The sequence below is a fragment of the Rhodococcus sp. 1168 genome, assembly GCF_002091955.1.
Classification (GTDB): domain Bacteria; phylum Actinomycetota; class Actinomycetes; order Mycobacteriales; family Mycobacteriaceae; genus Rhodococcoides.
In genome coordinates, this window is the sequence record NZ_MKKY01000036.1 from 54,971 (window position 1) to 71,895 (window position 16,925).

At 61.9% G+C, this 16,925-nt stretch carries 8 protein-coding genes; 1 reads left to right on the forward strand and 7 read right to left on the reverse strand.

The features are described 5' to 3' along the window. The first annotated feature begins 89 nt into the window (after positions 1 to 89). Positions 90 to 1,712, forward strand: coding sequence for a GMC oxidoreductase (locus BJI47_RS05305; protein WP_088942909.1), 1,623 nt, complete (start codon positions 90 to 92; stop codon positions 1,710 to 1,712). 105 nt (positions 1,713 to 1,817) lie between these two features. On the opposite strand, the gene BJI47_RS05310 is transcribed toward BJI47_RS05305, so the two are convergent. The 7 genes from BJI47_RS05310 to BJI47_RS05340 form a co-directional block, all read right to left on the reverse strand. Beyond that, positions 1,818 to 5,774: a DNA-directed RNA polymerase subunit beta' gene (locus BJI47_RS05310; RefSeq protein ID WP_088942754.1), complete on the reverse strand. Its 3,957-nt coding sequence runs from the start codon at positions 5,772 to 5,774 to the stop codon at positions 1,818 to 1,820. Positions 5,775 to 5,884: 110 nt separating this feature from the next. Further along, the gene (gene rpoB, locus BJI47_RS05315; protein WP_088942755.1) at positions 5,885 to 9,391 is read right to left on the reverse strand and encodes a DNA-directed RNA polymerase subunit beta; all 3,507 of its coding nucleotides are present in this window, start codon (positions 9,389 to 9,391) and stop codon (positions 5,885 to 5,887) included. 574 nt (positions 9,392 to 9,965) lie between these two features. Then, positions 9,966 to 12,527 carry an aminotransferase class III-fold pyridoxal phosphate-dependent enzyme gene (locus BJI47_RS05320; RefSeq protein ID WP_088942756.1) on the reverse strand — a complete coding sequence of 854 codons (2,562 nt, stop codon included), beginning with the start codon at positions 12,525 to 12,527 and terminating at the stop codon, positions 9,966 to 9,968. Between the two features lie 212 nt (positions 12,528 to 12,739). Beyond that, on the reverse strand, positions 12,740 to 13,519 hold the full coding sequence (locus BJI47_RS05325; RefSeq protein ID WP_088942757.1) for a hypothetical protein: 780 nt from the start codon (positions 13,517 to 13,519) through the stop codon (positions 12,740 to 12,742). A 71-nt stretch (positions 13,520 to 13,590) separates the two neighbouring features. Then, on the reverse strand, positions 13,591 to 14,298 hold the full coding sequence (locus BJI47_RS05330; RefSeq protein ID WP_254900416.1) for a hypothetical protein: 708 nt from the start codon (positions 14,296 to 14,298) through the stop codon (positions 13,591 to 13,593). A 91-nt stretch (positions 14,299 to 14,389) separates the two neighbouring features. Beyond that, positions 14,390 to 15,637 carry an MCE family protein gene (locus BJI47_RS05335; protein ID WP_088942759.1) on the reverse strand — a complete coding sequence of 416 codons (1,248 nt, stop codon included), beginning with the start codon at positions 15,635 to 15,637 and terminating at the stop codon, positions 14,390 to 14,392. Continuing rightward, positions 15,634 to 16,923: an MCE family protein gene (locus BJI47_RS05340; RefSeq protein WP_176224694.1), complete on the reverse strand. Its 1,290-nt coding sequence runs from the start codon at positions 16,921 to 16,923 to the stop codon at positions 15,634 to 15,636. Before BJI47_RS05340 ends, BJI47_RS05335 begins: the two co-directional genes overlap by 4 nt. Positions 16,924 to 16,925 lie beyond the last annotated feature (2 nt).

The following is a 16,925-nucleotide window of genomic DNA, read 5'->3' on the forward strand; positions in this document are numbered from 1 at the left end:
ACGTAATCCGAGAGACCAGTCGCTTTTCTGCCGCCCAATAGGGAACAATGGCCGACGAGCCGCGACTGAATTCAGGGGACAAAACACACGTGAAACGCAGGCAACTTCTCCAACTGGCGGCAACAGGGCTGGTTGGACTGACGGCACCTCCACTGCTTTCCGGCACACGAGCGCACGCGATCCCGATCGGTGTCGGCTCCATCCGGTCACTCGTCCCAGAAATCTTCGCCGAGCCGCCCCGACCGCCCGAGCATTCCGCGGTCATCGTCATCGGTTCCGGCTTCGGCGCAAGCGCGGCCGCGCTCCGCCTCGCGCAGGCAGGTAGCCAGGTCACCGTCCTCGAACGCGGCCTGCGCTGGCCACGAGACCCATGGCGCGAGATCTTCACCGCCGACATGACCGCCGACGGCCGCGGCCTCTGGCGCCAAGATTCGTTCACCAACATCACCGGACTACCAGTCGGGCCCGTCGACATGTTCGGCGGCGTACTCGACACCACCCGCTACGAGAACCTTTCCGTCTGGCGCGGCGCCGCTGTCGGCGGAGGATCCATCGTCTACACCGGCGTCACGATCGCACCGGAACGCCGATTCTTCGACCTCTCCTTCGGCGGCAGGCTCAGCTACGACGACATGGCCGGAACCTGGTACCCCAAGGCCCGATCGATGCTGAAGCCGTCGCAGATGCCCGACGACATCTACAACAGCGAAAATTTCGCGCACTCACGCACCTGGGACGATCACGCACGACGCGCCGGCTATCAACCCGAACGAGTCGACGGCAACTGGAACTGGAATGTCCTGCGCGAGGAGATGACCGGACGGTCCCGCCCGTCCGCCACTGTCGGAGCAAGCACTTTCGGAAACTCGAACGGCGCCAAGCACGACCTGACACAGAACTACATTCCGCAGGCCGAGAACACCGGACGAGCAACCGTGTGCCACAGCCACGAGGTCGCCTCGATCGGCAGTGAATCCGGTGGCCGCTACCGCGTCGAGGTGCGGCGCCTCGACCCCGAAGGCAACGTTCTCGAAACCCGTACGCTCACCTGCGACAAACTCGTCCTCGGAGCCGGATCGATCGGCACCACAGAACTTCTCGTGCGTGCGCAGGCCACCGGCACATTGGGCAATCTGAACGAGTTCGTCGGTCGCGGCTGGGGCACCAACGGCGACGCTTCGATGACGCGATCGCTCGGGCCTGCTACGGGCGTACCGCAGGGCGCACCGTGCGCGTCCCGAATCATCGACGACTCCGGACTCCCCCTCACCGTCGAGAACTGGTATGTCCCAGGCGTACCCATGGATCTAGGATTCATCGGCTCGCTCGGCATGACGATCGACCCGCTGCGGGCCGATTTCCATTACAACGCCGCCACCGACTCGATGACGCTCGACTGGCCGAAAGGCGGAAGCCGTGACACCGTCGAGGCACTACGCGCAGTACAGAACAAGATGGCTCAGGCCGGTGGCACCGTGGTCTCCGCGGAGCCGTTCACCCGCGACGTCGACGACACTTTCACCGCCCACCCACTCGGTGGTGCAGTACTCGGCGACGTCACCGACTCGTACGGACGCGTCAAGGGGCACGATGGCCTCTACGTCGTCGATGGTGCCCTGATCCCCGGTAGTACCGGCGCAGCCAACCCCTCGCTCACCATCACCGCACTCGCCGAACGCAACATCGCTAAGGTCATTGCCGACGGTCGGTAGCTCGAGTCCCGGCGCCGTCATTCCGAGTCGCGAACCGAAACTCGTTTTTCGCACGAAAAAGCCCCGCACCCAGGAAACTGGGTGCGGGGCTTTTTGCGCTACTGGCTAGCGGTACTCGTTGGAGAAGCCGTAATCGTCGAGCGGCACTGCTGCGCCGGTGTTGGCTCCGAAGCCATCCGGGCTGTAGTACTGATCGTCGTACGACGGCACCGCGTATGCCGCGGCACGCGCCTCTTCGGTCGGCTGCACCTGGATGTTCCGGTAACGGTTGATGCCGGTACCAGCCGGGATGAGCTTTCCGATGATGACGTTCTCCTTCAGACCTATGAGCTTGTCGCTACGGCAGTTGATAGCCGCATCGGTGAGCACACGAGTGGTCTCCTGGAAGGACGCTGCAGACAGCCACGAATCGGTTGCCAGCGAGGCCTTGGTGATACCCATCAGGACCGGACGTCCGGCTGCGGGCTCGCCACCTTCGGACACGACGCGACGGTTCGACGCCTCGAATTCGCTGCGCTCGGTAAGTGAACCGGGCAGGAATTCGGTGGAGCCGGAGTCGATGATCGTGACACGACGGAGCATCTGGCGCACGATCGTCTCGATGTGCTTGTCGTGAATCGACACACCCTGCGACCGGTACACCTCCTGGACCTCGTTCACCAGGTGGATCTGAACCTGACGAGGACCCATCACGCGCAGAACCTCGTGCGGATCGGCAGCACCTTCCATGAGCTGCTGGCCGACCTCGACGTGGTCACCGTCCGACAGAAGTCGCTCGGTGCCGTCGTCGTGCTTGAAGGCACGCAGACGCTGACGCTTGGAGAGCTTGTCGTAGACAACCTCTTCTCCGCCGTCGTCCGGGACGATGGTGATCTTGTAGAAACGATCGCCGTCCTCGAGCTGGATACGACCCGACACGTCCGCGATCGGAGCCTTGCCCTTCGGCACACGTGCCTCGAACAGTTCCTGCACGCGAGGCAGACCACCGGTGATGTCATCTCCGGCGACACCACCCTGGTGGAAGGTACGCATGGTCAGCTGAGTACCGGGCTCACCGATCGACTGTGCGGCGACGATACCGACGGCCTCACCGATGTCGACCAACTTGCCGGTGGCCATCGAACGGCCGTAGCACGTGGCGCAGACGCCGGTACCGGTGGTGCAGGTCAGGACCGAGCGAACCTTGACCGACGTGATGCCCGCTTCGAGCAGTGCGTCGATGGCCGGATCGCCGAGGTCATGTCCACGAGCGACGATGACCGTGCCGTTCGCGTCGACAGCATCGCTCGCCAACGTGCGGGCATACGTACTGGTTTCGACGTGAGCGTCGCGGATCATCGTGCCATCGGCGAGCTTCTCGGCGATGGTCGTGTTGATGCCGCGCTCGGTGCCACAGTCGGTTTCCCGAACGATGACATCCTGCGAGACGTCGACGAGACGACGAGTCAGGTAACCCGAGTCGGCGGTACGAAGTGCCGTATCCGCCAGACCCTTACGAGCACCGTGCGTGTTGATGAAGTACTCGAGGACCGTCAGACCTTCCTTGAAGGAAGACTTGATCGGACGCGGGATGAACTCACCCTTCGGGTTGGTCACCAGGCCCTTCATGCCGGCGAGCGACCGCACCTGAGTCATGTTTCCGGCTGCGCCGGACTTCACGATCATCGGGATGGGGTTGTCGTCGGGGAAGTGCGCCTCCATGGCCTTACCGACCTGCTCGGTCGCGTCCTGCCAGATCTTGACCAATGCAGAGTTGCGCTCGATCTTGTCGAGTGCGCCACGCTGGTACTTCTTCTCGATCTGATCGGCCTGCGCCTCGAAGGTCTCCATGATCGCCGGCTTCTCCGGCGGCACAAGGACATCGGAGATGGAAATCGTCACACCCGAACGCGTCGCCCAGTAGAAGCCTGTGTCCTTGAGCTTGTCGACTGTCTGCGCAACAACGATCATCGGGTAACGCTCGGCGAGATCGTTGATGATCGTCGCCTGACGCTTCTTCGGCATCTGCTCGTTGACGAACGGGTAGTCCGCCGGAAGCAGCTCGTTGAAGAGAACGCGTCCCAAAGTCGTCTCCGCGATCCAAGCCTCGCCACGACGCCAACCGTCGGGGAAACGCTCGGTCTCGATGTCGCGCGGCGGACGCTGCAGCGTCAACCGAACCTTGATCAAAGACTGCACGGTGAGCGAACCGCGGTCGACGGCCATCTGGGCCTCGGCCGGGCTGGAGTACGCACCGAACTCGGCATGGTCCGTCTTGGCGTCGGCACGTTCACCGATGGCACCGTCGTCGAGACGAGTCAGGTGGAACAGACCCGTGACCATGTCCAGACGCGGCATAGCGAGCGGACGACCCGACGCAGGCGAGAGGATGTTGTTCGAGGACAGCATCAAGATGCGTGCCTCGGCCTGAGCCTCTGCGGACAGCGGCAGGTGGACAGCCATCTGGTCACCGTCGAAGTCGGCGTTGAACGCCTCACACACGAGCGGGTGCAGCTGGATTGCCTTGCCCTCGACGAGCTGCGGCTCGAACGCCTGGATGCCCAACCGGTGCAGGGTAGGTGCACGGTTCAGCAGCACCGGGTGCTCGGCAATGACCTCTTCGAGAACATCCCACACCTGCGGGCGCTGACGCTCGACCATGCGCTTGGCCGACTTGATGTTCTGCGCGTGGTTCAGATCCACCAGACGCTTCATCACGAACGGCTTGAACAGCTCGAGTGCCATCAGCTTCGGCAGACCACACTGGTGCAGCTTGAGCTGAGGACCGACGACGATCACGGAACGACCCGAGTAGTCGACGCGCTTGCCGAGGAGGTTCTGACGGAAGCGACCCTGCTTGCCCTTGAGCAAGTCGGACAGCGACTTGAGCGGACGGTTACCCGGTCCGGTGACCGGACGTCCACGACGGCCGTTGTCGAACAGTGCGTCGACCGACTCCTGCAGCATCCGCTTCTCGTTGTTGACGATGATCTCGGGAGCACCGAGATCGATCAGACGCTTGAGGCGGTTGTTGCGGTTGATGACACGGCGGTACAGGTCGTTGAGGTCGGACGTCGCGAAACGTCCACCGTCGAGCTGAACCATCGGGCGAAGCTCCGGTGGGATGACCGGAACAGCGTCGAGAACCATGCCCATCGGCGAGTTGCGGTTGTTCTGGAAGGCCGCGACGACCTTCAGACGCTTGAGCGCGCGAAGCTTCTTCTGGCCCTTGCCGCTACGAATGGTTTCGCGCAGCGACTCTGCCTCGGCGTCGATGTCGAAGGTCTGCATGAGCTTCTGGATCGACTCGGCACCCATGGCACCGGTGAAGTACTCGCCGTACCGATCGATGAGCTCGCGGTAGATGAGCTCGTCGACGATGAGCTGCTTCGGGGTCAGCTTCGTGAACGTAGTCCAGATCTCTTCCAGACGATCCAGCTCGCGCTGCGAACGGTCGCGCAGCTGACGCATTTCGCGCTCGCCGCCGTCCTTCACCTTGCGACGTACGTCCGACTTGGCACCCTCGGCTTCGAGCTCGGCGATGTCGGCCTCGAGCTTCTGCGCACGAGCTTCGAGGTCGGCGTCACGCTGATCGGCGACAGACTTCTTCTCGACCTCCATCTCGGCCTCGAGAGTCGACAGCTCGTTGTGACGGAGCTCGTCGTCGACCGTCGTGATGACGTAGGCAGCGAAGTAGATGATCTTCTCGAGATCCTTCGGAGCCAGGTCGAGCAGGTAGCCCAGACGTGACGGGACACCCTTGAAGTACCAGATGTGCGTGACGGGAGCGGCCAGTTCGATGTGACCCATGCGCTCACGACGTACCTTGGCGCGAGTGACCTCGACGCCACAACGCTCACAGATGATGCCCTTGAACCGGACACGCTTGTACTTACCGCAGTAGCACTCCCAGTCCCGAGTGGGGCCGAAAATCTTCTCGCAGAAGAGGCCGTCCTTCTCGGGCTTGAGCGTGCGGTAGTTGATAGTCTCCGGCTTTTTGACCTCACCGTAGGACCACTGACGGATGTCGTCCGCAGTGGCGAGGCCAATGCGAAGTTCATCGAAGAAGTTGACGTCGAGCACGTAACTTCCTTTCCCCGTTATGGGTGTTGTACCAAACTGCCATTGAGAACAGTCATATGAGAAAGAGCGCCCTCGGGCCTGCGACAACCGCAGGCCCGAGGACCGTAGAACTACTGAGCGAGGTCGTCGACCGTTGCAGCTTCGTTGCGGGAGAGGTTGATTCCCAGGTTGGCCGCGGCACGCTCGAGGTCCTCGTCGTCACCGTCGGCCATCGTGATGGCAGCGCCGTCCGAGGACAGCACCTCCACGTTGAGGCACAGTGACTGGAGCTCCTTGAGGAGCACCTTGAAGGACTCGGGGATACCGGGCTCGGGAATGTTCTCGCCCTTGACGATCGCTTCGTACACCTTCACGCGGCCGACAACGTCGTCCGACTTGATGGTGAGAAGCTCCTGCAGCGTGTACGCAGCGCCGTAAGCCTGCATGGCCCAGCACTCCATCTCACCGAAGCGCTGTCCACCGAACTGCGCTTTACCGCCGAGGGGCTGCTGCGTGATCATCGAGTACGGCCCGGTCGAACGAGCGTGGATCTTGTCGTCGACCAAGTGGTGCAGCTTGATGATGTACATGTAGCCCACGGACACCGGGTACGGGAACGGCTCGCCGGAACGACCGTCGAACAAGGTGGCCTTTCCGTCGGAACCGACCATCTGCTCGCCGTCGCGGTTGGGAATCGTGCTGGCCAGCAGGCCGGTCAGCTGATTCTCCTTGGCGCCGTCGAACACCGGGGTAGCGATATTGCTGTCCGCAGGTGCCGAGAGCATCTCCTCCGGAAGACGCTCGGCCCAATCGGGCCGGGTGCCGTCCGTCGCCACTTGAACATTCCAGCCGGTCTTGCCGATCCACCCGAGGTGGGTCTCCAAGATCTGACCGATGTTCATACGACGCGGAACGCCGTGGGTGTTGAGAATGATGTCGATCGGGGTGCCGTCGGACAGGAACGGCATGTCCTCCTGCGGGAGGATCTTGCCGATGACGCCCTTGTTACCGTGGCGGCCTGCGAGCTTGTCGCCGTCCTGAATCTTGCGCTTCTGGGCGACGTAGACGCGGACCAACTCGTTGACGCCGGGAGGCAGATCGTCATCGTCGTCGCGTGAGAACACGCGAATGCCGATGACCTTTCCGTTCTCGCCGTGCGGAACCTTGAGGGAAGTATCGCGAACCTCGCGAGCCTTCTCACCGAAGATGGCACGCAGGAGACGCTCTTCCGGGGTCAGCTCGGTCTCGCCCTTCGGCGTGACCTTTCCGACCAGCACGTCGCCGTCACGAACCTCGGCACCGATACGAATGATGCCGCGCTCGTCGAGGTCAGCGAGGACCTCGTCGGACACGTTCGGAATGTCACGAGTGATCTCCTCGGCACCGAGCTTGGTGTCGCGAGCATCGATCTCGTGCTCCTCGATGTGAATCGAGGTGAGAACATCCTCTTCCACGAGGCGCTGCGAAAGAATGATCGCGTCCTCGTAGTTGTGGCCTTCCCACGGCATGATCGCCACGAGCAGGTTCTTGCCGAGCGCCATTTCACCGTCTTCGGTGCATGGGCCGTCGGCGAGGACCTGACCGGACTCGACGCGCTGACCCTCGTCCACGATCGGACGCTGGTTGGCACACGTGCCCTGGTTCGAACGCGCAAACTTGCGCATCCGGTAGGTCTTGCGGCTACCGTCGTCGGCCATGACCGTGACGTAGTCGGCGGAGACCTCTTCCACGACACCGGTCATCTCGCTGATCACGACGTCACCTGCATCGACTGCGGCACGCAGTTCCATGCCGGTACCGACGATCGGCGATTCGCTGCGTACCAGCGGAACGGCCTGACGCTGCATGTTCGCACCCATCAGGGCACGGTTGGCATCGTCGTGCTCGAGGAACGGAATCATCGCGGTTGCGACCGAGACCATCTGACGCGGTGAAACGTCCATGTAATCGATGTCCGAGGACGACACGAACTCGACCTCGCCACCCTTACGGCGAACAAGAATCTTGTCCTCGACGAAATGGTCGCTGTCGTCCAGAGGCGCGTTGGCCTGGGCGAGCGTGTGGCGATCCTCTTCGTCGGCCGTCAGGTAGTCGACATCGTCGGTGACCTGGCCGTCGACGACCTTGCGGTACGGGGTCTCGATGAAGCCGAACGGGTTGACCCGTGCGTATACCGACAGCGAGCCGATCAGACCGATGTTCGGGCCTTCAGGGGTCTCGATGGGGCACATACGGCCGTAGTGCGACGGGTGAACGTCACGAACCTCGAGGCCGGCGCGCTCACGGGAAAGACCACCCGGTCCGAGAGCCGACAGGCGACGCTTGTGCGTCAGACCCGACAGCGGGTTGTTCTGGTCCATGAACTGCGACAGCTGGGAGGTTCCGAAGAACTCCTTGATCGCAGCGACGACGGGACGAATGTTGATCAGGGTCTGCGGCGTGATGGCCTCGACATCCTGAGTCGTCATACGTTCGCGAACGACGCGCTCCATGCGGGAAAGCCCCACGCGGATCTGGTTCTGAATCAGCTCACCGACGGTACGGAGACGACGGTTACCGAAGTGGTCGATGTCGTCGACCTCGACGGGAACCTCGACGCCATCGGGTGCCGTCATCGAGGTGTCACCTGCGTGCAAACGCACGAGGTACTCGATGGTGGCGACGATGTCTTCTTCGGTGAGAGTCGAAGCGACGATCGGCTGACCTGCATTGAGGCCGAGCTTTTTGTTGATCTTGTAGCGACCCACGCGAGCGAGGTCGTAGCGCTTGTCCTTGAAGAACAAGTTCTCCAGGAGCGTCTGCGCGCTCTCCTTCGTGGGCGGCTCGCCCGGACGCAACTTGCGGTAGATGTCGAGAAGCGCCTCGTCGGTACCAGCTGTGTTGTCTTTCTCCAGCGTGGCCATGAGGATCTCGGAGAAGCCGAAGCGCTCCGTGATCTGCTCGGTGGACCAGCCGAGAGCCTTCAGCAGCACCGTGACGGGCTGGCGACGCTTACGGTCGATACGAACACCGACGGTGTCGCGCTTGTCGACGTCGAACTCCAACCAGGCACCGCGACCAGGAATGACCTTGACGCTGTGCAGGTCCTTCTCCGTCGTCTTGTCGACCGAATGGTCGAAGTAGACGCCTGGAGAGCGGACGAGCTGGGAGACGACGACACGCTCGGTGCCGTTGATGATGAACGTGCCCTTGCCGGTCATCATGGGGAAATCACCCATGAAGACCGTCTGGCTTTTGATCTCACCGGTGTTGTTGTTGATGAACTCGGCCGTCACGAACAATGGCGCCGCGTACGTCATGTCCTTGTCTTTGCACTCGTCCATCGAGGCCTTGACCTCGTCGAACCGTGGATCAGAGAAGGAGAGGGACATAGAGCCCGAGAAGTCCTCGATCGGGGACAGTTCGGTCAGGATGTCCTCGAGACCGCCGGAGACACCACTGTCTCCGCGCGCGGCGGCACGGTCGCGCCAACTCTGCGCACCTACCAGCCATTCGAAAGAGTCCGTCTGTACATCTAGGAGACCGGGTACCTCCAACGGCTCGCGAATATTCGCGAACGAAACCCTCCTCGGGGCTCCCGGTGTTCCGACAACTGCCTTGGTCTGGCTAGAGACTGCCAAGATGCGTCCTTCCAGCACCTCACGCGGGTCGCTCGTGCAGTGCGACCGCCGCTGTATCTGCTTGCTTAATGTGGGGCGAATTCGCTGGTCACAACCCGAACGAATCCCCATCACAACACCGACGAAGTCATCACTTCGCAGCACAGCAATCGAGAGGTGGACAGGAGGCACCCAGCGCAACGTCCAAAGGTACCCCATACGTGCACACAGCGCAACAGGGGCATCAAAAGTAGCACCCGGGATTCGATCCTGCGAGGCCCTGAGAACGGCGAGTCGCAGACCGTGCGTTCGACCGAACACTCCGGTCGTTCACCGCGGGGGTGCTTACGACGACAAGACTGGACCCTGCGCGCCCGCGCGTCAAGAGGGCCGGTCGGCGAGTCTGCGTTCCACGCGTATTCCATGCGCTTTCCATGCGCTTTCCATGCGCTTTACAGTCCGGTTCGGCGGCTCGAACCCCACCATCGCTTCGAAGGTCCATTCATACGATCAGATGACTTGGGTGCGCCATTCATGCGATTGGGCCGCGACGTGCCGGGCGGGCAATGGCACTCGACCATGCCCACCCGTCACTACCGCTACCTGCTCGTTCCTACTTCGTCTCGCGCCAGCGGGTCGCCTCTGCCAGCTCGAAACCGTAGCGGTCGGCCAGCTCTCCGAGCCGTTCGACATTCGCACCGTCCAGAGCGGTACCGAGGCTACGAAGTTCGAATTGCCGAGACAACGACAACAACATCGTCTCGGCGAAGCATGCGTAAGTCAGGCCAGGTGCGAGGCCGAAAGTAAGACCGAAGTCCGACCCCTCGGGCAGACGCACGATGCCACCGTCGAACACGGTCACGTCCGGGCGGACGAGGCCGACGTCGTAAGGAATGTTCGGCGGCTGAGCGACGTCACATACAATCGCATTCGGAGCCAGGTCGACCGCTTCGATCAGCGCATGTGGGGCCGACGTCGCCGCGATCACGATATGTGCGCGCGCAACGCCCGCCGTCGGATCGTCGAAGAATTCCAGATGCCCCGATCCGATCAGGTCGTCGACCGAGCCCCCTGCCCGCTCTGCAGCAATTGCCAGCGCACCTCTCCCCCCACGCGCGGCAGCTGCGATTTCGATTGCCGCATCCCATAGTTTCGGGGCAATCTGCCCTCGTTCACCGGGACGGCCCACCAAAGTGACGGTGCCGACGTCGGGCGCCAATGCACGCGCGATCGTCCGACCGATTGCACCCGCGGCACCGAGGATGGTCACCCGCAGATCTGCAAGGTCGAGCCCACGCTCAGCACATACACGGCGCACCGCGCGGATACTGGCTGCTGCAGTGAACGAGTTACCTGTCGTCACGACGCCCGACATCTCACCGAGCGCCAGGCCGTTGGCGGTGACCACCGAGGAATACCCGCCCAAACCCACAACTTCTGCACCCGCGTCGAATGCCAACTGCACTGCCGCCGACACCGACGCCACCGCTACTTCGGCAGGCAGCTTGAGCAGTGCCGCCGAGGTGTACGGCAATCCGATCAGGTACCCGTGTGCGGCAACCCCAGATGTCGGAACAACCCGACCACTGCCGATAACGAACGGAGACGGATTCAATTCCGAAGTTGCCGAGGCGAATCGATTCAACAGTTCCGCTCGTTCGGCATGTGTGAATTCGACGAGAGTCGGATCGAACGCACCGAACACCTCCAAGTTCAAGGGGTGCGCGATGAAGCCGAATCGGTGGTCGTTCTCCTGCGCCGGTAGGTGCGGGATCCGCCGGGCCCCGGTCGGATATACCGTCGGCTCCGCTTTGGCCGGCCGTCCGACGAGGTGGCCGATCAGGCCTCCCAGATCACCCTCTGCCACGAAGGCGAGGGCACGATCCAACGCTGCCACGAATTGACGGCATTCGGAGTCGGACACGGTCAGCGGTGGCTCGACGCGAAGCACCCGCGCCCCGAACAGTGTCGGCGCGAGACGTATTCCTTCGACCCGTGACAGGTAGGAGGAGATCATCACCGCAAGATTCTGCTGATGCGCGATGGAACCGAGGAGTGACTGCACACCCACGAAGTTGATGTCTTCCGTCAGCTCGACGCCGAGGAGAAGTCCGCGTCCACGGACGTCGGTGACGACCGACGGATACTTCCGTGCGATCCTCTCGAGCTCACCCTTCAACACCTCACCACAGTCGCGGACTCTCCGGACCAGTGCCTGGCTATCGGCGATCAATTCATCCACTACTGCCACTCCGACGCGAGCGGTCAATGCATTTCCGGCGAACGTCGAAGTATGTCGGAGAGAAAAGCTTTCGCCAACCAGCTCCGGCTTGCACAGCACTGCGCCACTGGGGAGAACACCGCCGCCCAGGGCCTTGGCAAGCGTCAGGATGTCCGGCACTACTGATTCGTGTTCACATGCGAACAGCCTTCCTGTTCGCCCCAGGCCGGTCTGCACTTCGTCGAGGGCCATGAGAACTCCATGCGCAGAGCAGATTTCACGAACTCGACGCAGATATCCCTCCGGTGGCGTGATCACTCCACCCTCTCCCTGAATGGGTTCGACCACGAATACCGCGTACTGATCCGGATTGTCGGTGAGCGCCACCTCCAGCGCGTCACTGTCACCGAACGCAATGGTGGCAAACCCGGGGGCCGGAGCCCCGAAACCCGCCTGATACTTCGCATTTCCGGTGGCCGACAGCGCGCCCAGCGTCTTTCCGTGAAAACTGTTGTGTGTGCTGAGAACTCCCAGCCGCCCCGTCGCCGAACGTGCGATCTTGATGGCGACCTCCACCGCCTCGGCGCCACTGTTGACAAACGTGACACGCCCCAATCCGGCAGGCGCGGCAGCAACCAAACTCGACGCAAGATCCCCGGCTGCAGAGAGCACCGCCGGCTGCACGAAGACGGCCTCACCACTGTTGCGTACGGCGTCCATCGCCTGCCACACAGCGCGAGGATTGTGCCCGAAAGGCAAGGCTCCATAGGCGCCCGCGAAATCGAGATAGCTTCGACCTTCGGCGTCGAACAAGACGGTGCCCTCGCCCCGGACGTACTCGGTGTCCAGGTCGACAGCGCTCAACAGCCGCATCAGCTCGGGGTTCACCCGCTCCGAAAATCCGACCCTTCCGGAGGACTGCGTTGAAACTCGTGCAATTGTCGTGTCGGTCATGACTGCTCCGTGATCTCGCGAAACCCGCCCCTGGCCGCCCGCGCACCCCTGCGGCGACCTCGAGCAACCAGAGCTCGCCCCACTGCAGGACGCAATCGCGATGTTAACCGCCGATTGCGTCTACCCTCGCGGTGAACCCACTCACATGCACGCATCGGACCGATGAAAACAACACCATCCAACCAATCGTGGAATGCGAAAAGAGAACGGCACTACTTGTCCGACAGCGCCGACAACAGCCACTTCCCGTCGACCTTCTCGAGATTGATGGTGATCGGTCCTTCGGCATTGCCTTGCGCGACCCCGGCCTGTGTCGCACTGACATTCAGGTTCGCTAAAAGTTCGGCTTTGCCGTCCTCGAGGATGGTGACGCCGATGTCGGTCAAGCTGGCCTCTGTAGCCGTCTGGGTCTGCAGAACTGCCGACTTCGTTGTCTCGGCCGCCTTGTCGAAATCGGACAGCATCTGCGGATTGAGGTACGACCGAGCATTGTCGAAATCCTCGTCGATGGTCGTGTCCTTGTACGAGTACAAAGTTACGACGGCGTCCGTCGCAGCACGAGTGGCCTCCGATGTTGCGCCCTGATCTACCCAAGCCTGGTTGTCGATCGTCGCCCCGGGTCGAAATGCCGCAACCACGGCAAACGCGGCAAGTGCGACGGCGACTACGCCGACCACGATCACCGGTTTCCAATTCGTTCGATTCGAAGCGGTGACAGCGCCGGCTTTCGGAGCCTCGACGGGCTGTGTCGTGTCCGTTTTCTCCGCCTTCGCAGTGGACACCTTCGGCGTCGCAGAGGACGTCGTGTCGGCCGCTGCTGTACCGCCGGAGGGACTGACACCGGATGCAGTCGCCACCGAGGGTGCTTCTCGGATTGCAGAATCCTGCACCTGTTCAGGGCCTTCGCTCGGAGGTCGGTTCGATCCGGCGACCTTCTTGCGGGCCTTGCTGGTGGTGTTGGGTGGAACTATTTTCCGGCGCTGAGGAGGCACTGCGGACAACTCCTTGTGAGATACGTTCTTCGACCTACGCAGATGTGGTTCGACGAAACATCCGGATGGACTTACGGTCCACCGGTTGCGTCGGGTTCTGCTGGGGGACCTTCGACTGTGGACGGTGCTGCGTTCTGATCCGTCGGCACTGCATTCGGATCGACCGGCTGTGCATTCGGACCCGTCGGCACCGCGTCCGGGTCGACAACACCGTTGTCAAGGGCGATTCCGGTCCCTACGGGGTCGACCTTGTTGGCCTTCCACGTACCGTCCACTTCTTCCATGAACAGACGCAAGGTCAGCTTGCTTTTGACTGCGGGGCGATCCGGCCAGGTCGTGGTCGTGGCGATGACCACGAGCGCCGTTGCAGTCCCCTCGTCGGCACTGAGTTCGGTGAGGGTCCCGTGCAGCAGTTCGGCTGAACCCTTGGCACCCGAATCGCGCACTTCGTCGGAAATGCTGGACTGAGTGGAAGTCAGGTCGTTCAACATCGAGTCACCGGTGATAGAGGACTTCATGTCCTCGAACGACTGGTCGATATTGGCAGCATCGACGGTGTTGAGATTGATAGCCACCTGCTGCGCACCGGTCAACGCGGAATCACGCGTGTCGGCGATGGGCTTGTCGACGAAGAGCGCTTTCCCCCAGCCAATGCCGAACCACACCGCAGCGACGAGTGCCGCGACGGCAACGATGGATACGCCGATCAAGACCGGCCTGGCTTTGTTCTTCGCCCCAGGAGACGACGGTGTCGCCTCCTGGGTGTCGGTGTTTGACATCACACTCACAACCCTACTACTCAGTAACTTAGTTACTTGTCTTCTATCATTCCGTCGGTAAGAACGCAGCCACCGCCCACGCTACCGACGCTTACTTCGGCGACGCTCCAACGACGGGAGCCAGCTGAGTGGCAATCGGATTCAAGTTGAGCTTGTCCGGATCGACCTTCGGCTTCAGATCCCAGGGTTGGGGTGTCGCCGGGTCTGCGAAAACGATGCGGTTCGAGCTACGCACGCCGGTGATACTGCCCTGTGGTGTCGCACAATTCGCTTGCAAGTTCAGCGGATAGTTTTCCTGGGTCGGATCGAAGTTCGGGTTCTTCGCCTTCTCCTCGTCAAGAATTGCCTGCGAAGCCTCGTAACCGATGGTGCACGGCGGTGGATTGTTCGTTTCCAGCAACAAACCCTGGTGAATCGTCCCGTCACCCGGTGTGAGGGTGCCGGCTCCCGCGGCCAAGGCAGGCAGGAAGATCAGTAAGGGCCTCAGTGCCATCGCACGCGGTGCGGCAAGCGAGGTCACCGAGTTGATGTTCGTCAGATCGGTCGTCAACGCTGGTCCGCCGTCGGCGATCAAGGCACCCACCTGATCGCTTGCCGCTGTCCCGGTATTGATGAGGCGCCTGATATCGGGGTCGTTGCTTCGCAGCTGGGCGGTGACGTTGTTCAGATCGTTGCTGAATTGCCGAATCGACGAGGACTGTTCGGACTGCGTGTCCAGAACTGTTCGGGTGTCGCGAACGAGCGCGAGCGTCTGGGGTAACGCTTCGTTACCGGTCTCCGTCAGTGTTCCGAGCGAATCGATCAGTAGCTGCAGGTCGTCGCCCTTGCCGTTGAAAGCGGTGCCGAGTTCCTTCACTACGGTGGTCAGATTCTTCGTCGGAACCGAACTCACCAGCCGATCGGTGCTCGCGAGCACCTCCTCCACCGGAACAGGAGTCGCGGTGTTCGCCTCGGTGATGATCGAACCGTCTTCCAGATACGGTCCCTCGTCGCTGGTCGGCTGCAGATCGACATACTGCTCTCCGATTGCAGATCTGTTGGCCACCACTGCTTTTGCCGAAGACGGAATACTCGGACCGCCATCGTTCAACAGCAACTCCACGTTGATGCCGTCCGAGGTCAACGACAAAGCGCCGACAGTTCCCACGGGCACACCTCGGTAGGTCACTTCGGCATTCTTGAAGATGCCCCCGGAGTCCGCGAACTGAGCATTGACGCTGTACTGCCCGAAACCGAGCAGATTGTCGAGACGAACGTACTTTCCACCGACGTAAAGAACGCCGAGCACGGCGACGAGGACGAACCCGATGAGCTGAAATTTGACCAGCCTCGACCTCACTGTCCACCTCCGAATTGCTCGATCAAATCATTGAGCGGACCGAACGGGGTCGGTTCCGCCCCACCGTTCGCAACTGCAGATACCGGCTCCGTTCCTGGTGCCACGGGCACACCGGGCGCGGGTGCGGGGGCAGGAGTGATCGGCGGCAACGGCAGCAACGAGACGGTCGGCCAGCCTGGGCGTGGGCCGTTGCCGTTGTAGTACGGGTTCGTCGGGTCGACCAACGGCAATGTGTCACCGTACTTCGGCGGGATGTACACCGGATCGCCCTCTCCGACACCGAAGTTGCGTAGCGCAGTTCCGATCGTCAAGTCTAGTGAGAGGAACAGATTGGCGGAGTTTCCCTGAGTGACCTCCTCGATGCCGTCGGGGAATGGAAGGGTCGGAACCAACGGCAACGAGGAGACGATGTCGTCTGCCGAGGCCGCAAGTGCTTGTAGCGTCGGCCGCAACGCGCGCAGATCGGCGATGAGATCGTCCTTCGACTGCTCGATGACATCGGTACCGACAGCGCCGAGACGATCCAACTGAGACAACATCTGAGTGAGCTGCGGACGCTGCTGCTCCAACGTCTCGGTCGCGATCGGGAGGTCCTGCAACACCCTGTCGATCTTCTCAGTCTGACCGCTGACCTCGGTCGTCAGAACATCGAGTCCGTCCAAAGCCCTCGTGATGTCGTTGCGCTGCTCGTCCAACCCGCCGATCAGCGTGTTCGCCTGTTCGAGCAAACTGCGGGTCGTCCCCTCGCGACCGGCGAAAGCCGCGTTGAGCTCCTTCACGATCGGCGCGAGCTGACCGACGCCACCGCCGTTCAGTAACAACGACAATGCACCCAGTACCTGCTCGATATTGATTGTCGCGCGAGTCCGATCCAGGGGAATCGTGTCACCGTCGGATAGCTTCTGCGGATCCGCATCACCCTCGGGCACCGTGAGCTGGATGAACTTCTCACCGAGGATCGACGTCTGTTCCACCGCAGCAAAAGCATTGGCAGGCAGATCCACCGAGTTGTTGACGACGACACCTACGTTGGCCGTCCACTCCCCGTCCGCGACTGTGATCGAGTCGACGCGACCGACCTGGACGCCGTCGACCTTGACTGTCGACTGTGGAACCAGATCGAGAACGTCCTCGAATTGAATGGTCAGATGCATCGGGTCACTGCCGGTGTCCGCGCCACCTGGTAGTGGAATCGAATAGACGCCCTGCGAGCACGCGGTGGCCGACAACGCGACGACGGTAGCCCCGACAATGGCGACGAGAGGGCGCCTACCTATTTTCGACATGC